At 71.3% G+C, this 20931-nt stretch carries 21 protein-coding genes; 9 read left to right on the top strand and 12 right to left on the bottom strand.

The features are described from left to right. Window positions 1-34 precede the first annotated feature (34 nt). The 7 genes from metK to GVN67_RS08350 form a co-directional block, all read right to left on the bottom strand. On the bottom strand, window positions 35-1222 hold the full coding sequence (gene metK / locus GVN67_RS08380) for a methionine adenosyltransferase (RefSeq protein WP_159994735.1): 1188 nt from the start codon (window positions 1220-1222) through the stop codon (window positions 35-37). Between the two features lie 274 nt (window positions 1223-1496). Continuing rightward, on the bottom strand, window positions 1497-2237 hold the full coding sequence (gene dapB / locus GVN67_RS08375) for a 4-hydroxy-tetrahydrodipicolinate reductase (RefSeq protein ID WP_159994734.1): 741 nt from the start codon (window positions 2235-2237) through the stop codon (window positions 1497-1499). Window positions 2238-2244: 7 nt separating this feature from the next. Continuing rightward, the gene (locus tag GVN67_RS08370) at window positions 2245-2583 is read right to left on the bottom strand and encodes a hypothetical protein (RefSeq protein ID WP_159994732.1); all 339 of its coding nucleotides are present in this window, start codon (window positions 2581-2583) and stop codon (window positions 2245-2247) included. A 60-nt stretch (window positions 2584-2643) separates the two neighbouring features. Further along, window positions 2644-3798: a molecular chaperone DnaJ gene (gene dnaJ / locus GVN67_RS08365; protein ID WP_159994730.1), complete on the bottom strand. Its 1155-nt coding sequence runs from the start codon at window positions 3796-3798 to the stop codon at window positions 2644-2646. Between the two features lie 89 nt (window positions 3799-3887). Then, complete coding sequence (gene dnaK / locus GVN67_RS08360; RefSeq protein ID WP_159994728.1) at window positions 3888-5813, bottom strand: molecular chaperone DnaK; 1926 nt, start codon at window positions 5811-5813, stop codon at window positions 3888-3890. Window positions 5814-5946: 133 nt separating this feature from the next. After that, complete coding sequence (locus GVN67_RS08355) at window positions 5947-6519, bottom strand: GNAT family N-acetyltransferase (protein ID WP_159994726.1); 573 nt, start codon at window positions 6517-6519, stop codon at window positions 5947-5949. Window positions 6520-6526: 7 nt separating this feature from the next. Further along, window positions 6527-7084 carry a nucleotide exchange factor GrpE gene (locus tag GVN67_RS08350; protein WP_235035172.1) on the bottom strand — a complete coding sequence of 186 codons (558 nt, stop codon included), beginning with the start codon at window positions 7082-7084 and terminating at the stop codon, window positions 6527-6529. A gap of 207 nt (window positions 7085-7291) precedes the next feature. Here GVN67_RS08350 and GVN67_RS08345 point away from each other — a divergent pair, with 207 nt between their 5' ends. The 4 genes from GVN67_RS08345 to GVN67_RS08330 all read left to right on the top strand — a co-directional run bounded on the left by GVN67_RS08345 (window position 7292) and on the right by GVN67_RS08330 (window position 11446). Further along, entirely contained in the window at window positions 7292-7948 is a 657-nt protein-coding gene (locus tag GVN67_RS08345; protein ID WP_159994722.1) for an HAD family phosphatase, read from the top strand. Beyond that, window positions 7948-8394, top strand: coding sequence for a protoporphyrinogen oxidase HemJ (hemJ, locus tag GVN67_RS08340; protein ID WP_159994720.1), 447 nt, complete (start codon window positions 7948-7950; stop codon window positions 8392-8394). The genes GVN67_RS08345 and hemJ overlap by 1 nt, the downstream gene beginning before the upstream one ends. A gap of 306 nt (window positions 8395-8700) precedes the next feature. After that, window positions 8701-9975 carry a transcription termination factor Rho gene (gene rho, locus GVN67_RS08335; protein WP_159994718.1) on the top strand — a complete coding sequence of 425 codons (1275 nt, stop codon included), beginning with the start codon at window positions 8701-8703 and terminating at the stop codon, window positions 9973-9975. A 712-nt stretch (window positions 9976-10687) separates the two neighbouring features. After that, window positions 10688-11446, top strand: coding sequence for an N-acetyltransferase (locus tag GVN67_RS08330; RefSeq protein WP_235035170.1), 759 nt, complete (start codon window positions 10688-10690; stop codon window positions 11444-11446). 97 nt (window positions 11447-11543) lie between these two features. Here the strand turns inward: GVN67_RS08330 and GVN67_RS08325 are convergent, their stop codons facing one another. After that, a complete protein-coding gene (locus GVN67_RS08325; protein ID WP_159994714.1) occupies window positions 11544-12521 on the bottom strand; it encodes a quinone oxidoreductase in 978 nt (325 codons plus the stop codon). After that, a complete protein-coding gene (locus tag GVN67_RS08320; protein WP_159994712.1) occupies window positions 12518-13000 on the bottom strand; it encodes a methylated-DNA--[protein]-cysteine S-methyltransferase in 483 nt (160 codons plus the stop codon). The genes GVN67_RS08325 and GVN67_RS08320 overlap by 4 nt, the downstream gene beginning before the upstream one ends. Window positions 13001-13165: 165 nt before the next feature. On the opposite strand from GVN67_RS08320, the gene mnmE reads away from it, so the two are divergent. From mnmE to GVN67_RS08295, 5 genes are read left to right on the top strand one after another with little or no spacing between them, the layout of a single operon-like run. Next, complete coding sequence (gene mnmE / locus GVN67_RS08315) at window positions 13166-14476, top strand: tRNA uridine-5-carboxymethylaminomethyl(34) synthesis GTPase MnmE (protein WP_159994710.1); 1311 nt, start codon at window positions 13166-13168, stop codon at window positions 14474-14476. Window positions 14477-14512: 36 nt separating this feature from the next. After that, the gene (mnmG, locus tag GVN67_RS08310) at window positions 14513-16381 is read left to right on the top strand and encodes a tRNA uridine-5-carboxymethylaminomethyl(34) synthesis enzyme MnmG (RefSeq protein WP_159994708.1); all 1869 of its coding nucleotides are present in this window, start codon (window positions 14513-14515) and stop codon (window positions 16379-16381) included. Then, window positions 16378-16998 (top strand): 16S rRNA (guanine(527)-N(7))-methyltransferase RsmG, encoded by a 621-nt coding sequence (gene rsmG / locus GVN67_RS08305; RefSeq protein ID WP_159994706.1) that lies wholly within the window; start codon window positions 16378-16380, stop codon window positions 16996-16998. Before mnmG ends, rsmG begins: the two co-directional genes overlap by 4 nt. After that, window positions 16985-17800: a ParA family protein gene (locus GVN67_RS08300; RefSeq protein ID WP_159994704.1), complete on the top strand. Its 816-nt coding sequence runs from the start codon at window positions 16985-16987 to the stop codon at window positions 17798-17800. The genes rsmG and GVN67_RS08300 overlap by 14 nt, the downstream gene beginning before the upstream one ends. Further along, entirely contained in the window at window positions 17797-18660 is an 864-nt protein-coding gene (locus GVN67_RS08295) for a ParB/RepB/Spo0J family partition protein (RefSeq protein WP_159994702.1), read from the top strand. Before GVN67_RS08300 ends, GVN67_RS08295 begins: the two co-directional genes overlap by 4 nt. 141 nt (window positions 18661-18801) lie before the next feature. Here GVN67_RS08295 and holA read toward each other — a convergent pair whose 3' ends face one another. The 3 genes from holA to GVN67_RS08280 form a co-directional block, all read right to left on the bottom strand. After that, the gene (gene holA, locus GVN67_RS08290) at window positions 18802-19839 is read right to left on the bottom strand and encodes a DNA polymerase III subunit delta (RefSeq protein ID WP_159994700.1); all 1038 of its coding nucleotides are present in this window, start codon (window positions 19837-19839) and stop codon (window positions 18802-18804) included. Between the two features lie 16 nt (window positions 19840-19855). Then, on the bottom strand, window positions 19856-20443 hold the full coding sequence (lptE, locus tag GVN67_RS08285; protein ID WP_159994698.1) for an LPS assembly lipoprotein LptE: 588 nt from the start codon (window positions 20441-20443) through the stop codon (window positions 19856-19858). Continuing rightward, a partial coding sequence (locus GVN67_RS08280) for a class I tRNA ligase family protein (protein ID WP_159994696.1) occupies window positions 20409-20931 on the bottom strand: 523 nt, incomplete at its 5' end. The genes GVN67_RS08280 and lptE, both read right to left, overlap by 35 nt.

Below are 20931 nucleotides of genomic sequence, written 5' to 3'. Positions count from 1 at the left end.
GTGAGAGGGGCAGGGCCCCTCTCACGAGTCGGGATCAGCGGCCGAAGGCGCGCTTCAGATCGGCGGCCAGGTCGGTCCGTTCCCAGGTGAAGGTGCCCTTCTCCGCGTCCGGCGTGCGGCCGAAATGGCCATAGGCCGAGGTCGGCGCGTAGATGGCGCGGTTCAGGTGCAGGTGCTCGCGGATGCCGCGCGGGGAGAGGTTGACCATGTCGTTGACGACCTTGGCCAGCTTCACCTCGTCGACGTCGTGGCCGGTGCCGTGCAGGTCGAAATAGACCGACAGCGGCTTGGCCACGCCGATGGCGTAGGAGACCTGGATGGTGCACTTGTCGGCAAGGCCGGCGGCCACGACGTTCTTGGCGACGTAGCGCGCGGCATAGGCGGCCGAGCGGTCGACCTTGGTCGGGTCCTTGCCGGAGAAGGCGCCGCCGCCATGCGGCGCCGCGCCGCCATAGGTGTCGACGATGATCTTGCGCCCGGTCAGGCCGCAATCGCCATCGGGGCCGCCGATGACGAAGGTGCCGGTCGGGTTCACGTAGAGCTCGTCTTCCGGCACCGTCCAGCCTTCGGGCAGGCTGCTGACGACGATCGGGCGGACCAGCTCGCGGACCTGGGCCTGGGTCAGGCCTTCCTCGTGCTGGGTCGAGACCACGACCGAGGCGACGCCGACCGGCTTGCCGTCGACATAGCGCAGGGTGACCTGCGACTTCGCATCCGGCAGCAGGCCGCGGACCGACTTGTCGTTGGTGCGGCGGCGCTCGGCGATGCGGCGCAGGATCAGGTGGGCGTAGTAGAGCGGCGCCGGCATGAGATCGGGCGTCTCGGTGCAGGCGTAGCCGAACATGATGCCCTGGTCGCCGGCGCCTTCGTCCTTGTCGCCCGAGGCGTCGACGCCCTGGGCGATATGCGCGGACTGCGCATGCAGGTGGCAGGCGATCTCGGCATTCTTCCAGGAGAAGCCTTCCTGGTCGTAGCCGATGTCCTGCACCGCCATGCGGGCCAGGTGCATCAGCAGCTCAGGGGTGACGCTGGCCGGGCCGCGGGTCTCGCCGGCCAGGATGATGCGGTTGGTGGTGACCAGCGTCTCGCAGGCCACGCGCGCATAGGGATCGGCTTCCAGGAAGGCGTCCAGCACGGTGTCGCTGATGCGGTCGGCAACCTTGTCGGGGTGGCCTTCGGAGACGGACTCCGACGTGAACAGATATTCGCCCTTGTCGCGCATGGCACTATTCGTCCTCTTGTCGCGGCGGCGACCGGCGGCCCCGGCCTGGCTATCCTGACGCCGACGTTGCGGCGCATCATCCCCGCGGCCAGACAGGCCACGGGCCGCGCGAGCGCGGCCGGGCTGTTTCGCAAGCGCGAGGCAGGGGGTCAAGTGACCATGCCATGCGGGGCAGGGCCGCAGGGCCCATCAGGCCTGCGTCGGGCGCAGGGGGCGGGGCGGGCGCGCGGCAGGTTTAACCTAAGAGTAACGGGAAGGGCCGCGGCCCCTCCGGTCACCCCATGCCGATGACATGCTTCATGTCATAGAGGCCGGGCGGCTGGTGCATCGCCCAGTGCGCGGCGCGCACCGCGCCGGTCGCATAGACGCGGCGGTCGAAGGAGCGGTGGCTGACGGTGATCTGCTCGGAGCCCGCGGTGAACAGCAGCGTGTGCTCGCCGACGACCTGGCCGCCACGCAGCGCGGCGAAGCCGATCGGGCCGGTGGCGCGGGGGCCGGTATGGCCGTCGCGGCCGCTCTCCAGGCCGACCTCCTCCAGCGTCTTGCCGCGGCCGCGGGCCACCGCCCGGCCCAGGCCGATGGCGGTGCCGGAGGGGGCGTCGACCTTCTGCCGGTGGTGCATCTCGACGATCTCGGCGTCGTACTGCTCCGGCGGCAGGGCCGCGCCCATCCGCTCAGCCAGCGCGAAGAGCAGGCTGACGCCGGGGGCGAAGCTCGCCGCATAGACCACGGGGATCGACTTCGCAGCCACGGCCACCTCGTCCTCCTGCGCCAGCGACAGGCCGGAGGTGCCGAGGATCAGCGGCTTGCCGGCCGCCGCCGCCAGGGCCGCATGGCGCTCGGCGGTCGTCGCATGGGTGAAGTCGATGACCACGTCGCTGGCGGCGAAGAGCGCCTGCGCGTCGCCGTCGCGGCCGATGCCGCCCGCCAGCGTCGCGCCGGCGGCGACGATCTCCTCGGCCAGCAGCTGACCCATGCGGCCGGACTGGCCAAGGATGCCGATGCGCAGGCTCATGGCGGGGTCAGTCCTCTTGGCCGGGCTGGGGGATGGGCTGCGGCGGGTAGATGCGCGGGCGGATCACCGCGAACCAGATCAGGGCGCCGATCATGGCGACGGCCATGCCGCTGTGGAAGGCCCAGAACAGCACGGTGCCCAGGATGCGCCTGGTGGTGAAGCCGTCGGCGCAGACCAGCGCCTTGAAGGCGGGCAGCACCTCGGCGCCGCCGAGATTCTCGACGCAGATCAGCCGGTACTCGAGCATGGCCTCGTGATGGGCCAGCAGGTAGCGGCCGCCGATCACCACGAGCCAGAGCAGCAGCAGGGCCAGCGCGTAGCGCTTCCCCGTCCATGTCGAGCGCATTTTTCCGTCCTGTCCGATCCGGCCGCGGTGGGGGAAGGCGCTGCCTTCCCCCGAAGCGGGCTACCGCCCCAGCCCGTCCCAGAATTCCTTCACCTTGGCGAAGAAGCCTTCGCTTTCGGGGCTGGCATGGCCGTGCTGGCCGCCTTCGCTCTCGAACTGCTCGAGCAGCTCGCGCTGGCGGGCGGTCATGTTCTGCGGCGTCTCGACCGCGACCTGGACATACATGTCGCCGCGCGCCGAGGAGCGCAGGACGGAGAAGCCTTTTCCCCGCAGCCGGAACTGGTCGCCGGTCTGGGTGCCGGCCGGGATGGTGACTCGCGAGCGCCCGCCATCGATGGTCGGCACCTCGACCGCGCCGCCCAGCGCCGCCTGGGTCATGCGCAGCGGCACGCGGACGAAGATATTCGCGCCATCCCGCTGGAACAGCTGGTGCGGGCGGACGGCGATATCGACATAGAGGTCGCCCGCCGGCGCGCCGCGCAGCCCGGCCTCGCCCTCACCCGACAGGCGGATGCGGGTGCCGTCCTCGACCCCGGGGGGGATGGTGACGTTGAGCGTGCGCTCGCGCTGCACGCGGCCGGCGCCCTGGCAGACCTTGCAGGGGTTCTTGATGACGCGGCCGGAGCCGCCGCAGGTCGGGCAGGCGCGCTCGATCAGGAAGAAGCCCTGCTGCGCGCGCACCTTGCCGGCGCCGCCGCAGGTGGTGCAGGTCGACTGCGCCGAGGCCGCCTTGCCTTCCGCGCCGGTGCCGTCGCAGGCATCGCACTGGATGCTGCTCTGCACGCGGACGGTCTGGCGGGTGCCGGCGAAGGCTTCCTCCAGCGAGATCTCGGCCTGCTGGCGCAGATCGGCGCCCCGCCCGGCGGCAGCGCCACCACCGCGGCGCCCCCCGCCGAACTGGCCGAACATCTCCGCAAAAATGTCCTCGAAGCCGCCGGCGCCGAAGGGGCTGCCGCCGCCGAAGCCGCCGCCGGCACCGCCGCCGCCGCCCTCGAAGGCCGCATGGCCATAGCGGTCGTAGGCAGCACGCTTCTCGGGGTCCTTGAGCACCTCATAGGCCTCGCTGCACTCCTTGAAGGAGGCCTCGGCAGCCTTGTCGCCCGGGTTGCGATCCGGGTGCAGCTTCATGGCGAGCTTGCGATAGGCCTTCTTCAGCTCATCGTCGCTCGCCCCCCGGGCGACGCCCAGGGTCTCGTAGTAGTCCTTCTTGGCCATGGCGTGGCCTGTCCCCCAAGCTTCCGGAACGACGATGCGTCCGGCCCCGCAAGGGACCGGACGCAGGGTTCAGCGCGGCAGCAGCCGCGTCAGCTCGGCTTCTTCTTGGCCGGGTCGACATCCTCGAACTCGGCGTCGACCACCTTCTCGCCCGGCTTGGTCTCGGCGCCGGGGGCCTCGGCGGTGGCACCGGCCGCGGCCTCGGCGGCGGAGGCCGCCTTGTAGACCGCCTCGCCCAGCTTCATGGACGCGGCGCCCAGGCGCTCGGTCGCGGCCTTGACGGCCTCGACGTCGTCACCCTCGCGGGCGCCGCGGGCGGCTTCGAGGGCGGCCTCGGCCTCGGCCTTCTCGGCCTCGCCGACCTTGTCGCCATTCTCCTTCAGCGTCTTCTCGGTGCCGTGGATCAGGGCCTCGAGCTGGTTGCGCGACTCGACCCCCTCGCGGCGCTTCTTGTCGGCCTCGGCATTGGCCTCGGCGTCGCGCACCATGCGGTCGATATCGGCATCCGACAGGCCGGACTTGGCCTGGATCTTGATCTGCTGCTCCTTGCCGGTCGCCTTGTCCTTGGCGCTGACGGAGACGATGCCATTGGCATCGATGTCGAAGGAGACCTCGATCTGCGGCACGCCGCGGGGCGCCGCGGTGATGCCCTGCAGGTCGAAATTGCCCAGCAGCTTGTTGTCCGCCGCCATCTCGCGCTCGCCCTGGAACACCTTGATGGTGACCGCGGTCTGGTTGTCGTCGGCGGTGGAGAAGGTCTGGCTCTTCTTGGTCGGGATCGTCGTGTTGCGGTCGATCAGCCGGGTGAAGACGCCGCCCAGGGTCTCGATGCCGAGCGACAGCGGCGTCACGTCGAGCAGCAGGACATCCTTGACCTCGCCCTTCAGCACGCCGCCCTGGATGGCGGCGCCGATGGCGACCACCTCGTCCGGGTTGACGTTGCGGGCCGGCTCCTTGCCGAAGAACTGCTTCACCGCCTCGACGACCTTGGGCATGCGGGTCATGCCGCCGACCAGGATCACCTCGTCGATCTCGCCGGCGGTCAGGCCGGCATCCTTCAGCGCCAGGCGGCAGGGCTCGAGCGTGCGCTGCACCAGGTCATCGACCAGGCTTTCCAGCTTGGCGCGGCTGACCTGCAGCACCAGGTGCTTCGGGCCGGAGGCATCGGCGGTGATGAAGGGCAGGTTGATCTCGGTCTGCTTGGCGCTCGACAGCTCGATCTTGGCCTTCTCGGCCGCTTCCTTCAGCCGCTGCAGGGCGAGCTTGTCGCCGCGCAGGTCGATGCCGTTCTCCTTTTTGAACTCATCCGCCAGGTAGTCGATGATGCGCTGGTCGAAATCCTCGCCGCCGAGGAAGGTGTCGCCGTTGGTCGACTTCACCTCGAAGACGCCATCGCCGATCTCGAGCACGGAAACGTCGAAGGTGCCGCCGCCGAGGTCATAGACCGCGATGGTGCCGGTGGCCTTCTTCTCCATGCCATAGGCGAGCGCCGCGGCCGTCGGCTCGTTGATGATGCGCAGCACCTCGAGGCCGGCGATGGCGCCCGCCTCCTTGGTCGCCTGGCGCTGGCTGTCGTTGAAATAGGCGGGGACGGTGATGACCGCCTGGGTCACCTTCTCGCCGAGATAGGCCTCGGCGGTCTCCTTCATCTTGGTCAGCACATTGGCGCTGATCTGCTGCGGCGCCTGCTTGGAGCCGCCGGCCTCGACCCAGGCATCGCCATTGTCGGCGCGGACGATCTTGAAGGGGGCCAGGCCCGCTTCCTTCTTGACCATCGCGTCGTCGAAGCGGCGGCCGATCAGGCGCTTCACCGCATACAGCGTGTCGGTCGGGTTGGTGACCGCCTGGCGCTTCGCGGCCTGGCCCACCAGCCGCTCGCCGTTCTTGGCGAAGGCGACCATGGACGGCGTCGTGCGCGCGCCCTCGGCGTTCTCCAGCACCTTCACGTCGCCGCCTTCCATGATGGCGACGCAGCTGTTGGTGGTGCCGAGGTCGATGCCGATAACCTTGCTCATCCGATGTTCTCCTCTTGGCGGATGGGGGTGGCCCGTTCTTGGCGCCACGCTCATCCCCGTGCTCATCAGGCGTGATCTGGGGAGCCGTCCGGGCGGATCAGTGCTGCCCGGGCGGCGATGTCCAGCGATGTATTCAGCGCGGCGCCGCCGGACAAGAGCGCTTCGCAGGGCTGCGCAAAAAATGTGCAGTATTCAGCGCGGCCAGCGGCGCCGCATCGGCCAGCAGGTAGCGCACCAGCTTGCCGTTGCGCGGGTCGCGGGCCTCGCCGGCGGGGGCGAAGCCGAGCCGGGCGTGGAAGGCCAGGCTCTCCGGGTTGGGCGGGTCGAGATTGACCTCGCAGCCCAGCGCGGTTTTCCCCTGGTCCAGCGCCGCCGCGGCCAGCGCCCCGTAGAGCGCCCGGCCGAGGCCCTGCCCCTGCGCCGCCGGCTCGACCACGATGCGGTCGATATAGACGGCCTCGGGGTGGTGGGCGCGGATCCAGCCGTGGTTGGGGCCGTGCACCGGCCCCGCGTCGCCCAGCGCCACCATCAGCCCGAGCAGCGCGCCATCCGCATCCCAGGCGCCGATGGCCAGGAAGGCATCGGCGCAAAGGCCAGCAAAGGCCTCGGGCGTCAGCGCGTTGACCGGGCCGTCATGCCGGTTGTTCAGCGCCAGCAGCGCCGGCTGCTCGGCCGGCGCCACGGGACGAAGGGTGAAGCCGGTCACGACAGGCTCAGGCGGTCTCGGAGACACCCTCGCCGGCCACGACGACCATGGCGGGCTTCAGCAGGCGGCCGTTCAGCAGCCAGGCGGGGGTCCAGGCCTGCAGCACGGTGCCGGCGGCCACGCCCTCCGGCGGCGGCTGCTGCGCCATGGCCTGGTGCAGCTCCGGGTCGAAGGGCTTGCCGGCGGCTTCCTGCCGGGTCACGCCATTGCGCTCCAGGATGCCGATGAAGGCGCGCTCGACGCCCTCGAAGCCGCCGCGCAGCTTGGTGAGCAGCTCGGCCTCGCCCTCCTGCGCGGGGGGCAGGGCGTCCAGGCCGCGGCGCAGGTTGTCGGCGCCCTCGACCACGTCGCGGGCGAATTTCTGCACCGCGTAGTTGCGGGCATCCTCGACGTCGCGCTTGGTGCGGTTGCGCAGGTTCTGCATCTCCGCCTCCGAGCGCAGCCAGCGATCGCGCAGCTGCGACAGCTCCGCCTCCAGCTCGGCGATGCGCGCCTGGGCGTCGGCCGCCTGCTCCGGCGCGGCCTGGCCGGCCTCGGTTTCGGGGGGCTTGCTCTGATCGTTCATCACCGGGCTCTTCTCACATCGCTGGTCGTTCCACGGGCATGCCGCGGCCATTCAGCCCCATCAACTAGGGAAAGCCGGGCCCAAGAACAAGGAAAGACCCGCGCGCTGGCGGCGCAGGGCAGGGGCGCGGCGGCGGGCGGGGCTGCTTTTCCGGGCGAAGCGTGGCATTCCGGGCGCGCCCCGCACCCCCTGCAGAAGGCCGCCGCCATGCCCGAGACCCGTCCCCGCGCCATCCTCTTCGATTGCGACGGCGTGCTCGCCGACAGCGAGGCGCTGGCCGCCCAGGTGGTGGCCGACGACCTGGCCGGCCGCGGCTTCGCGGTGACGCCGGCGCTCTGCCAGGATGTCTTCCTCGGCCGCGCGGTGCCGGACATGGTGGCGGTGATCGAGCAGCGCTTCGGCCGGGTGCCGGACAGCTGGCCCGCCGAGATCGGCCGCGCCCTGACCCGCCGCATGGCGGAGGAGGTGGTGCCGGTGCCCGGCGCGCTGGACGCGCTGCGCAGGCTGGCGGCCGCCGGCATCCCGCTGGCCTGCGCCTCCAACTCGTCGCGGGCGGAGCTTGCCGCCAAGCTGGCGAAGCTGGGCGTCGCCGAGCTCTTCCAGGGCCGTGTCTTCTCCTTCGAGGATGTCGACCGGCCGAAGCCCTATCCGGACATCTATGAGGCCGCCGCCGCCGCCTGCGGCGCGGCGCCGGCGGATTGCGTGGTGGTCGAGGACAGCCTGCCCGGCATCCGCGCGGGCCGCGCCGCCGGCTGCCGCGTGCTGGCGCTCGTCTGGGAGATGCCGGAGGCCCTGCTGCGCGCCCAGGGCGCCGAGCCCTTCCGCCACATGGACGAGCTGCCTGGCCTGCTGGGCGTCGCCTGATGGACGCGCTGGCCGGCTGGTACCCCTGGACCAAGGCGCTGCACCTGGTCGCGGTGATCGCCTGGATGGCCGGGCTGTTCTACCTGCCGCGGCTCTATGTCTATCACACGCCCGCGCCCATCGGCTCCGACCGCAGCGAGCTGTTCAAGGTGATGGAGCGCCGGCTGCTGCGCGGCATCATGAACCCGGCGATGATCGCCACCTGGGTCCTGGGCCTGACCCTGGTGGCCACCCCCGGCGTGGTCGACTGGTCGGCCGGCTGGTGGCACCTGAAATTCACCGCCGTCATCCTCATGAGCGGCTTCCACATGCACCTGGCCGCGGCCCGCAAGGCGCTGCTGGCCGACCAGCGCCGGCACAGCGAACGCTACTGGCGGGCGATGAACGAGGTGCCGACGGTGCTGATGGTGCTGATCGTCATCATGGTGATCGTGAAGCCCTTCTGAACAAGAAGGCCGATCTTCTTGCCGCCTTCCCGGGAAATGCTTGAAACAGAGTGTGAAATCGCCATTTGACCCATTGACGGGAGCGCATTCGCGCCCCTAGCCTCGCATCGCTTCCCGTCGATGGCATGAGACCGGTTCACGCCCCTTTCACCAGGGCCGTCGCCTTCTGGTGCCGAGACACAATCCCTCCTTATTCGGGACAGGTCGGCTGCGCAGCCTGCGCGGTTCCGGCATGCAGGCAGGCCAAGCCGCCGGCTTCTCGCAAAATGTCCCGCTGCTCCCGCCGGCACGGAACGCGTCCGACCCATGCATCTTTCTGAACTCAAGGCCAAGAGCCCCGCCGACCTGCTCGCTTTCGCCGAGTCCCTTCAGATCGAGAACGCGTCCATCCTGCGCAAGCAGGACATGATGTTCGCGATCCTGAAGCAGCTGGCGGAGAACGAGCAGGCGATCCATGGCGACGGCACGCTGGAAATCCTTCCCGACGGCTTCGGCTTCCTGCGCTCGCCGCAGTCGAACTACCTGCCGGGTCCCGACGACATCTATGTCTCCCCGGCCCAGGTCCGCCGCTTCGGCCTGCGCACCGGCGACACGGTGGAAGGCCAGATCCGCGCGCCGAAGGACGGTGAACGTTACTTCGCGCTGCTGAAGGTCAACACCGTCAACTTCGAGCCGCCCGAGGCGCTGCGGCACCGCATCAACTTCGACAACCTGACGCCGCTGTACCCGACCCGTCGCCTGAAGATGGAAAACTCGGAATTCGAGTCCGTCGCCAAGGGGATGCAGAAGGACTACACGCCGCGGGTCATCGACCTGGTGGCGCCGATCGGCATGGGCCAGCGCGCGCTGGTCGTGGCGCCGCCGCGCACCGGCAAGACGGTGATGCTGCAGAACATCGCCCGCAGCATCAGCCTGAACCACCCCGATGTCTTCCTCCTCGTCCTGCTGATCGACGAGCGCCCGGAAGAGGTCACCGACATGGCCCGCACGGTGCGGGGCGAGGTCGTCGCCTCCACCTTCGACGAGCCGGCGACGCGCCACGTCCAGGTCACCGAGATGGTGCTCGAGAAGGCCAAGCGCCTGGTCGAGCACAAGCGCGACGTGGTCATCCTGCTGGACAGCATCACCCGCCTGGGCCGCGCCTACAACTCGGTCGTCCCCTCCTCGGGCAAGGTGCTGACCGGCGGTGTCGACGCCAATGCGCTGCAGCGGCCGAAGCGCTTCTTCGGCGCCGCGCGCAACATCGAGGAAGGCGGGTCGCTGACCATCATCGCGACCGCGCTGATCGACACCGGCAGCCGCATGGACGAGGTCATCTTCGAAGAGTTCAAGGGCACGGGTAACTCCGAGCTCATCCTCGACCGCAAGCTGTCCGACAAGCGCGTCTTCCCGGCGATCGACATCACCAAGTCCGGCACCCGCAAGGAAGAAGTGCTGATCGACCGCCCGACCCTGACCAAGATGTGGGTCCTGCGCCGCATCCTGAACCCGATGGGCACCCAGGACGCGATGGAATTCCTGCTGGACAAGCTGAAATACAGCAAGACCAACCAGGACTTCTTCGACGCGATGAATACTTGATGTTTTGCGGGGAGGCTTTGCCTCCCCGCCCTCAAGCGCCGGCGCCCGCATCCGCGGGCTTGGCTACCGCGCCATAAGGCGCGGGCCGCATTCGCGGCCTCAGCCGACCTTTGGTCGGCTGCTTTGTTTTCTGCCTCAAGCGCCGGCGCCCGCCTCCGCGGGCTTGGCTTCCGCGCCATAGGGCGCGGGCCGCATTCGCGGCCTCAGCCGACCTTTGGTCGGCTGCTTTGTTTTCTGCCTCAAGCGCCGGCGCCCGCATCCGCGGGCTTGGCTACCGCGCCATAAGGCGCGGGCCGCATTCGCGGCCTCAGCCGACCTTTGGTCGGCTGCTTTGTTTTCTGCCTCAAGCGCCGGCGCCCGCATCCGCGGGCTTGGCTACCGCGCCATAAGGCGCGGGCCGCATTCGCGGCCTCAGCCGACCTTTGGTCGGCTGCTTTGTTTTCTGCCTCAAGCGCCGGCGCCCGCATCCGCGGGCTTGGCTACCGCGCCATAAGGCGCGGGCCGCATTCGCGGCCTCAGCCGACCTTTGGTCGGCTGCATCTCTCTCTCCTTCTTTCCCCGTCATGGCCGCTGCCCCGCTGCCGGCGCGGCCCTGCTTCCTCACCGCTTTCCGCTGTCCAGCCCCTTGCGATGGGCAGGGCTCCGGATCTGGTCAGCCGCGTCCCGCGCGCTAGGCTTGCACCCGTTCCCCATGGGCGAAGAGGCAAGACGGATGCAGGGCAAATCCTGGCAGGGCGTGTCGGTGGCCGAGCTCGAACGCGCATCGCACAACGCCGTGCCGGCGCTGCGCACCGCCTTCGACGGGCCCTTCCTGATGCGCGCCTTCCTCGGCGGCACCGGGCGGGCCAATGCCGTCTCCTCGCTCGACCCGGCGCCCGATGCGGCGCTGACCGAGCGCGTCGACCGCATCGCCGCCGCCTATGACAAGCTGGGCCTGACCCCGCGCTTCCGCTCCACGCCCCTCGACCCGCCCGGCCTGCAGGAAGCCCTGCTGGAACGCGGCTATGCCGAGCATGACGAATCCGTCGTCATGGCCGGCCCGATCGCCGGCTTCGCCGCCGCCGACGCCGCGGTCGAATTCCTGCCCGCGCCGACCGAGGAATGGCTCGCGGTGCTGGCCACCGCCGATTACCAGACCGAGAAGCGCCGTGCCGAGAAGACGCAGGCCGCGGGCATGATGCTGGTCCCCGCCGCCTGGCTGCTGCTGCGCCTGGAGGGTCGCGCCGTCGCCGCCGGCCAGGTCGCCGCCGATGGCCAGCTGCTGGGCTTCTTCGACATCGCGACCGCCCCGGATTACCGCCGCCGCGGCCTGGGCCAGCGGCTGCTGGCCGCCGGCGCCGCCTGGGGCCAGGACCACGGCGCCCGCACCGGCTGGCTGCAGGTCTCGGCCAGCAACACGCCCGCCCAGGCGCTGTATGGCCGGCTGGGCTTCGCCGGCATCTACAACTACCGCTACTTCCTGCTGCGTTGACAGGGGGCCGCAGGGCGGCCTGGGCCGCCCGCGCGCCACGGCCCCGGCCTCCGCTGAGGGCAGGGCAGGGGGCCATCGCCAGGCCCCCTGGGATGGCTCAGGGCACGAAGACCGTGCTGCCCGTGGTCTTGCGGCCTTCCAGCGCGCGATGCGCCTCGGCGGCGTCCTTCAGCGCGTAGGTCTGGTTGACCTCGATCTTCACCGCCCCCGACAGCACGACAGAGAACAGGTCGGTCGCGGTCGCCACCAGGTCGGCATGCTTGGCGGTATAGGTCGCCAGCGTCGGCCGGGTCAGGAAGAGAGAGCCCTTGGCCGCCAGCACGCCGATATCCAGCGGCGGCACCGGGCCCGAGGCATTGCCGTAGGACACCATCATTCCGAGCGGCGCCAGGCAGTCCAGCGAGGCCATGAAAGTGTCCTTGCCCACGCTGTCATAGACCACCGGCAGCATGGCGCCGTTGGTGATCTCCTTCACCCGCGCGGCCAGGTCATCTTTGCCGGCGATCAGCACATGCTCGGCGCCATGCGCGCGCGCCAGCTCGGCCTTCTCGGGGGTGGAGACCGTTCCGATCACCGTGCAGCCCAGCTGCTTCGCCCATTGGCACATGATCAGCCCGACGCCGCCGGCCGCCGCATGCACCAGGATCGTCTCGCCCGGCTTCACCGGATAGGTCCGCCGCAGCAGATACTGCGCCGTCATCCCCTGCAGCATCATGCCGGCTGCGGTGGTGTCGGAAATCCCCTCCGGCAGCTTCACCAGCCGGTCGGCCTTGATGGTGCGCGCTTGGCAATAGGCCCCGATCGGCGCCATGGCATAGGCGACGCGGTCGCCGATCGACAGGCTGGTCACCGCGCTGCCCACCGCCTCGACCGTGCCGGCCGCCTCCATCCCCAGCGTCGCCGGCAGCGACGGCAGCTTGTACAGCCCGGTGCGGAAATACACGTCGATATAGTTCAGCCCGACGGCGCCATGCCGCACCAGCACCTCGTCAGGCTTCGGCGCGGGGACCGGCACTTCCTCCCACACCATCTTCTCCGGGCCGCCATGTTCGTGAATGCGGATGGCATGGTTCATAGGAGTGTTCCTTCGTGGCCCGGGGGCTGACGCAGGCTGCGTCGTTCGAGGTCGAGAAGATACCGCTTGGTGGGGGCACCCTCGCCGCCCGAATAACCGCCCAGCGCACCCCCCGCGCCGACCACGCGGTGGCAGGGGATGATGATGGGAATAGGATTGCTGCCATTGGCCTGGCCGACGGCCCGCGCCACCGACCCGATGCTGGCCGCCAGCTCGGCATAGCTGCGCGTCTCGCCGGCCGGAATGGCCTGCAGCGCCGCCCAGACCCGCTTCTGATAGGCCGTGCCATAGGGCGCCAGCGGCAGGTCGAACCCCATCCGCCGGCCGTCGAAGTAATCCTGGACCTGGTCGCGCGCCGCCACCAGCAGAGGGGTCTCCTCCTGGTCGCGGCCGCGGCCCCAGTCCAGCGCCACGATCGCCCCCTCCTCCTCGGAGAGGGTGAGCGGGCCAAGGGGAGTGAGGAAGGAGAGCTGAGGCATCGGCGCGATTCGACACGCTCAGCCGGCAGCGTCAAGGGCGAAGGACGTGAGCGAGCTGGATGGTGACGTTCCACGTGAAACGTTAGAAAACGATGCAAGGTCGGGGGAAAGAATTCCCCCGAACCCCCATCTTTTTTCTGATCTTCAACAGCGCGGCCCCATCCCATGCACACCATCTTCGCCCTCGCCTCCGGGGCCGGCCGCGCCGCCATCGCCGTCATCCGACTCTCCGGACCCGACACCCGCACCATCCTCCAACGCCTCGCCGGCGGCCTTCCCAAGGCCCGCCAGGCCTCCCTGCGCCGGCTGCGGCACCCGGACACCGGGGAGACCCTGGACGAGGCCCTGGCCCTCTGGTTTCCGGGTCCCGGCTCCTATACCGGGGAGGACTCGGCCGAGCTCCACCTCCATGGCGGCCGCGCCGTCGTCGAGGGCGTCAGCGCGGCCCTGCTCGCCCTCGGCGCCCGCCCGGCCGAGCCCGGCGAGTTCACCCGCCGCGCCTTCCTCAACAACCGCCTCGACCTGACCGCGGCCGAAGGCATCGCCGACCTGATCGATGCCGAGACCGCCGCCCAGCGCCGCCAGGCCCTGCGCCAGGCCGGCGGGGCGCTCGCCCGCCGCTATGCCGGCTGGGCCGAGCGCCTGACCCGCCTGCTGGCCCACCAGGAAGCCGCCATCGAATTCGCCGAGGACGGTCTGCCCAACACCCTGGAGGCCGAGGTCCGCGCCGCCGGCGCGACGCTGGCCGCCGAGATCGCCAGCCACCTGGCCGATGGCCATCGCGGCGAGCGGCTGCGCGAAGGCCTCTGGGCCGCGATCGTCGGCGCGCCGAACGCCGGCAAATCCTCGCTGCTGAACGCGCTGGCGGGGCGGGAGGCGGCCATCGTCTCCGCCCGTGCCGGCACCACCCGCGACGTGGTCGAGGTGCGCCTCGACCTCAGCGGCGTGCCCGTGCTGCTGGCCGACACCGCCGGCCTGCGCGAGACGGAGGACGAGATCGAGGCCGAAGGCGTCCGCCGCGCCCGCCGCCGCGCCGAGGAAGCCGACCTGGTCATCGCCGTCTTCGCCGCCGACGCGCCGCCCGACGCCAGCACGGTGACGCTGCTCGCCCCCGGCACCCTGGTCATCGCCAACAAGACCGACCTGGCGCCGGCGCCCGGGGCCATCGGCGGCATCGTGCCGCTGGCGGTCTCGGCCACGACGGGGCAGGGGCTGGACGCGCTGCGGGCCGCCCTGGCCGAGGCGGCGGCGCACCGTGCCGGCCTCAGCGAGGAGGCAAGCCTGACCCGCCCGCGCCATCGTGCGGCGCTGTCCGAGGCGGCGGAATGGATCGCCGAGGCCGGCCGCGCCCCGCTGCCGGAGCTCTCGGCCGAGGCGCTGCGGGCGGCGTTGCGGGCGCTCGGCCGGCTGACCGGGCGGATCGGCGTCGAGCAGGTGCTGGACGTCGTCTTCGGCGATTTCTGCATCGGAAAGTAGCGGGCCTCGCGCGGCGATCCGGGCTATAGACGGCGCATGCGCGAGAATCACTTTGATGTCGTGGTGGTGGGCGGCGGGCATGCCGGCACCGAGGCCGCTGCCGCAGCCGCACGCTGCGGCGCCCGCACCCTGCTGCTGACCCACAAGTTCGAGACACTGGGCGAGATGTCCTGCAACCCCGCCATCGGCGGCGTGGGCAAGGGCCATCTGGTGCGCGAGATCGACGCCCTGGACGGGCTGATGGGCCGCGCCGCCGACGCCGCCGGCATCCATTTCAAGCTGCTCAACCGCAGCAAGGGCCCGGCCGTGCGCGGCCCCCGCGCCCAGGCCGACCGCGCCCTCTACCGCCGCGCGGTGCAGGCGCTGCTGACCGCCCAGCCCGGCCTGACCATCCGCGCCGAGGCGGCCGAGGGGCTGGAGCGTGACGCCGCGGGCCGTGTCGTCGCCGTGCTGACCGGCGCCGGCGCCCGCATCGGCTGCGGCGCCGTGGTGATCACCGCCGGCACCTTCCTGCGCGGCGAGATCCATATCGGCGAGACGCGGCAGCCGGCCGGGCGGGTGGGGGATGCGCCCTCGGTCGGGCTGGCGCTCGCCCTGGAGGCGCTGGGCCTGCCGATGCGCCGGCTGAAGACCGGCACGCCGCCGCGGCTGGACGGCCGCACCATCGACTGGACGGCGCTGGAGATGCAGCCCGGCGATGCCGAGCCCGAGCCGCTGTCCTGGATGACCGACCGCATCACCAACCGCCAGGTGGCATGCGGCATCACCGCCACGACGCCGGAAGGCCATGCGCTGATCCGCGCCAACCTGCACCGGGCGCCGATCCATTCCGGCCAGATCCAGGGCGTCGGCCCGCGCTACTGCCCCTCGATCGAGGACAAGATCTCCCGGTTTGCCGACCGCGACCGGCACCAGATCTTTCTCGAGCCGGAGGGGCTGGACGATCCGACGGTCTATCCGAACGGCATCTCGACCAGCCTGCCGGAGGATGTGCAGCGCGCCTTCATCGCCACCATCCCGGGGCTGGAGCGGACGGTGATCGCCCGCCTCGGCTATGCCATCGAATACGACCATGTCGACCCGCGGGCGCTGCGCCCGACGCTGGAGCTGCGCGCCGTCCCCGGCCTGTTCCTGGCCGGCCAGATCAACGGCACCACCGGCTATGAGGAGGCCGGCGCCCAGGGGCTGCTGGCCGGGCTGAACGCCGCGCTGCTGGCTGGCGGCGGGGAAGGGCAGGTGCTGGCCCGCACCGAGGCCTATCTGGGCGTCATGGTCGACGACCTGGTGCTGCAGGGGGTGACCGAGCCCTATCGCATGCTGACCGCCCGCTCCGAGCACCGGCTGGCGCTGCGCGCCGACAATGCCGGGCTGCGCCTGACCGAGAAGGGCATCGCCTGGGGGCTGGTCGGGCCGGAGCGTGCGGCCCGTTTCCGCGCCTTCTCGGCCGCGCTGACCGACGCCCTGGCCCGCGCCCGGGCCGAGGGCGGCACCCCCGCCGCCCTGCAGGCCGCCGGCATCCCGATCAACCAGGACGGCCGCTGGCGCACGCTGATGGAAGTGCTGGCCCTGCCGGAGGTCTCTGGCGAGGCGGTGGCCGCGGCCTTCCCCTGGCTACGGGACCTGCCGTCCGGCATCCGCGCCCAGCTGGAGGCGGAGGCGCTCTACGCCCCCTACCTGCAGCGCCAGGCCGCCGAGCTGCGCCTGCTGGAGCGGGAAGAGCGGGCCAGCATCCCCCTCGGCATTGATTTCACCACCATCCCCGGCCTGTCGCGCGAAATGCAGCAGCGGCTGGGGGCGGCCCAACCGGAGACGCTGGGCAGCGCCGGCCGTGTCGCCGGCATCACGCCCGCGGCCCTGGCGGCGCTTGCCGTCCATCTCCGCCGCCAGCAGGAGCGTTTCACGTGAAACAGGATCTTTTCACCCCGCTGCCCCCGGTCAGCGTTTCACGTGAAACAGAGGCCCGGCTGGAGCAGTTCGTCGCGCTGCTGCTGCGCTGGAATGCCCGCATCAACCTGGTCTCGGCCCCCGACGCCTCGGTGCTGCGCCAACGCCATGTGGTGGATTCGCTGCAGCTGCTGCCGCTGATCCCGGAAGGGCAGGGGCCGCTGGCCGACCTGGGCAGCGGCGGCGGCTTCCCCGGCCTGGTGCTGGCCATGGCGATGGACCGCCCCTACCACTTGGTCGAATCCGACCGGCGCAAGGCGGCCTTCCTGCAGACGGTGGCCGGCGAGCTGAACCTCACCCATGTGACCGTCCATGCCGAGCGGATCGAGGCCGTGCGGCTGCCGCCCATCGCCGTGCTGACCGCCCGCGCGCTGGGCCCGCTGGAGAAGATGCTGCCCTGGGCCGAGGCGCTGTTGGCCCCCGATGGCGTCGCCGTCTTCCCCAAGGGCCGCACCGCGGAGGAGGAGATCGCCGCCGCCACCCCGGGCTGGACAATGGCGATCGAGCGGTTCAAGAGCAGCACCGAGCCGAACGCCACCATCCTCCGACTGTCGGGAATCTGCCGTGCCGGCGCCTAAGCCCCCCGCCTCGCTTCGCCGCATTGCCTTGGCCAACCAGAAGGGCGGCGTCGGCAAGACCACCACCGCCATCAACCTGGCCACCGCGCTGGCGACGAAGAAGCGTGTCCTGGTCATCGACCTGGACCCGCAGGGCAATGCCTCCACCGGCCTCGGCCTGCCGCGCAGCGAGCGCGGCGCCGGCAGCTACGCCCTGCTGGTCGGGCAGAAGCCGCTGGCCGAGTTGATGCGCCCGACCAAGGTGCCGAACCTGTTCGTGCTGCCCGCCGACAACGACCTGGCCGGCGCCGAGATCGAGCTGGTCGGCATGGAGCAGCGCGAGCACCGCCTGCGCCTGGCGCTGGAAGCCGCGGCCGAGACCCTGGCCGATTTCGACTTCATCCTGATCGACTGCCCGCCCTCGCTGGGCCTGCTGACGCTGAACGCGCTGGTGGCGGTGGAATCGGTGCTGATCCCGCTGCAGGCCGAGTTCTTCGCCCTGGAAGGCGTATCGCAGATCACCCGCACCATCGACCGCGTCCGCCGCGTGCTGAACCCGGCGCTGACGCTGGACGGCATCGTGCTGACCATGTTCGACCGCCGCAACAATCTCTCAGAACTGGTGGCCGCCGATGTGCGTGCCTTCTTCCGCGACAAGGTGTTCGAGACCGTGATCCCCCGCAATGTCCGGGTCAGCGAGGCGCCCTCCCACGGGTTGCCGGTGCTGCTCTACGATCCGCGCTCCACCGGGGCGCTGGCCTATGTGAAGCTGGCCGCTGAGCTGTTGCGGCGGGAACGTGTGCGCGGGAGCAAGGCGGCATGAGCGGACGCAAGCCCCCCCGCCTCGGCATGGGCCTCTCGGCGCTGCTGGGCGACCAGAATGCGGTGACGCCGGCCAGCGCCGGCGCCAGCATCCCGCGCTCGCTGCCGGTCGAGGCGCTCGAGCCGGGCCCCTTCCAGCCGCGCGGCCCGATCGACCAGAACGGCCTGGCCGAGCTCGCCGCCTCGATCCGCGAGCATGGCGTGCTGCAGCCGATCCTGGTGCGCCCGAAGCCGAACCAGCCCGGCGCCTATCAGATCATCGGTGGCGAGCGCCGCTGGCGCGCGGCGCAGCTGGCGCAGCGCCACGAGGTGCCGGTCTATGTCCACGACCTGGACGACCGCGCGGCGCTCGCCGCCGCCCTGGTGGAGAACCTGCAGCGCGAGGACCTGAACGCGCTGGAGGAAGCTCAGGGCTACAAGCGCCTGACCGACGAGTTCGGCCTGACCCAGGACGCCCTCGGCCAGGCCGTCGGCAAGAGCCGCAGCCATGTCGCCAACACCCTGCGCCTGCTGGCCCTGCCGCCCAAGGTGCGCGACATGCTGGCCCGTGGCAGCCTCTCGGCCGGCCACGCCCGCGCGCTGCTGACCGCGCCGGATGCGGTGAAGCTGGCGGAGATGGTGGTCACCCGCGGCCTGAACGTGCGCCAGACCGAGGCGCTGGCCGCTGCCGCCGAGCGCATCAAGCCGGCCCCCGGCCCGGTCTCGGCGGATGCCGACACCAAGGCGCTGGAGAACGATCTGATGACCCGGCTGGGGCTGAAGGTGGCCATTCGCCATGGGCGGAAAGGCGGCAAGATCACGATCAACTATCGCGATCTGGACCAGCTCGATGGGCTGATCAGGCTGCTGAAGCCAGAGTAAGAGAAGATTCCGGGGGCATTGAATGCCCCCGGACCCCCACATTCATGGGCGTCCCGCCTATGGCCTCAGGTGCCGACAGATGGCGGGGTCCGGGGGGATACTATCCCCCCGGCGGGGTTTCAGGGGCGGAGCCCCTGATGCTCAACCCCTGCGCTTCAGAGACACTGCCTGCCGTGCGAGCGTCAGGATGGCCGTCTGGGCCACCACGCGGTCCGGGATGGGTCGGGCTGCCGATCCGGACTTGCCCCGCTTCTCGGCCTCCAGCAGGGCGCTGCCGGCCGCTTCCAGCAGATGAGGCGGCCAGATCCGCAGCGCCGCCTCGAAGCCGCCCTTCATGCGGAAGAAGACCGGCGGCCGCAGGCCTTCCATGGCGCCGGAAGGCGAGGCGCCCCCCGCCACCGACAGGGACGCCAGGTGCAGCCGCTGGATGTGGCGCAGCGCGGCGCGTAGCACGGCGATCGGGCTGGCGCCTTCGGTGAAGGCCGCCTCCAGGGCGCGGTCGGCCAGCGGGATGTCGCCGGCCGTGGCGGCGACCAGGGCCTCGTCCAGGTCCAGGCTGGCGCCGTCGCCGGCGCAGGCGAGGACGTCCTCCTCGGTCAGGCGGCCGCCCTGGCCGGCGTAGAGAGAAAGCTTCTCCACCTCGCGGCGTAGCATCTGGCGGTCCTCTCCCATGCGCGACGCCAGCCAGGCCAGCGCCGCAGGATCGATGGCGACACCCTGCTCCTGCAGCATGCGGGCGATGGTGCCGGCCAGCTCCGCCCCGCGCTCGCGGTAGCAGGGGATGACCTGGGCCTCGGGGTGGGGCTCCAGCAGGGCGCGCAGCTTGGCCTTGGAGGGCAGCTCGCCGGCTTCCAGCACCAGCAGCGCCTCGCCGGGGCCGGCCAGCGCCTCCTTCACCGCGGGGGCCAGGGCATCGCTGGCGTCGCGCACGCGCACCAGGCGGCGGCCGCCGGTCATCGACAGCGCGGCCATCTCGCCGGCCAGGGCGCCGGGCTTGCTGGCGGCGTCGCGCGGCAGCTCGGCCAGGCGGAAGGGGTCGTTGCCGCCGATCACCGCGGCCACCAGGGCATCGGCGCGCTCGCGCACCAGCCCGGCATCCTCGCCATGCAGCAGCACGGCGCGGGCGCGGCCAGGATCGGCCAGGAAGGCCGGCAGGCGACGGGGATCGAGCTTGGCCATGGGGGGAAGCCCGGCCTCAGCCGGTATTGGCCTCGCCCAGCCGCACCGACAGCCGCAGCACGATGTCGTCGGCCAGCTGGTCGATCAGCCGCACCATGGTCGCGTCGCGGGAGAAGTCGGCGGCGAAGAACTGGTTGTCGGGCACGTTGTAGGAATCGAAGGTCCGCTCGACGCCCTGGGCCAGGGTGGCCGGCGGCGGCGTCAGGGTGATCAGCTGCCAGCTCGCGGTCGCGTTGTAGCGCACGCGCGACGCGGTGCCGTCGCGGCGGAAGCCTTCCGGCTCGGCCGAGAGCTGCAGGCTGACGCGCAGCTCGTTGACCGGCGAGGAGGCGCCGGCGGCGCCCAGCTTCTCGGTCAGCGACCGGCGCATCAGCTGGCCGGTGCGCTCCGGGATCAGCCCGACCTGGGTCGAGGCCAGGATGCCCCGCACGCGCTCGCTGCTGCCCGCCAGGCCGCCGGCGGCACCGCCGCCCGAGCCATAGAGCGGGCGGAAGCCGCAGGCGGCCAGCGGCAGGCTGCCGGCGGCGAGGACCAGCAGGGCGCGGCGCGAGGCGCCCGCCGGCCGGCGGTCAGACGACGAAGTTGACGATCCGGCCCGGGACATGGATGCGCTTCCTGATGGGGCGCCCGGCGATGGCGCGCTGGACGTTTTCCTCCGCCTCGGCGGCGGCGAAGATGGTCGCCTCGTCGGCGCCGACCGGCACCGAGATGGTGCTGCGCAGCTTGCCCAGCACCTGGACGGCGAGGGTGATGCTGTCGGCCTTCGCCTGCTCGGCATCCGAGTCGAGCCAGGGCAGGTCGGCCACCAGCCCGGCACCGGGGCGCAGCAGCGACCACAGCTCCTCGGCCAGATGCGGCATCATCGGGCTGACCAGCCGGGCCACCGCCTCCAGCGCCTCGCGCCGGGCGGCGCCATCCTCGGCGCCGGCCGCCTCGATGGCATTGGCGAATTCGTGGATGCGGGCGACGGCGACGTTGAAGGAGAAGGTGTCCAGCGCCTCGGTCACCGCGGCGATGGTGCGGTGGGTGGCGCGGCGCAGGTCGCGGGCGGCGCCCTCGGCCGGCAGGGTGCCGGGGGCGCCGCCCGCGACC

This window comes from Roseomonas sp. 18066 (assembly GCF_902706185.1).
Classification (GTDB): domain Bacteria; phylum Pseudomonadota; class Alphaproteobacteria; order Acetobacterales; family Acetobacteraceae; genus Pseudoroseomonas.
Note: the sequence above shows the minus strand (reverse complement) of the source record. Positions and strands in the feature narration are given on the sequence as shown.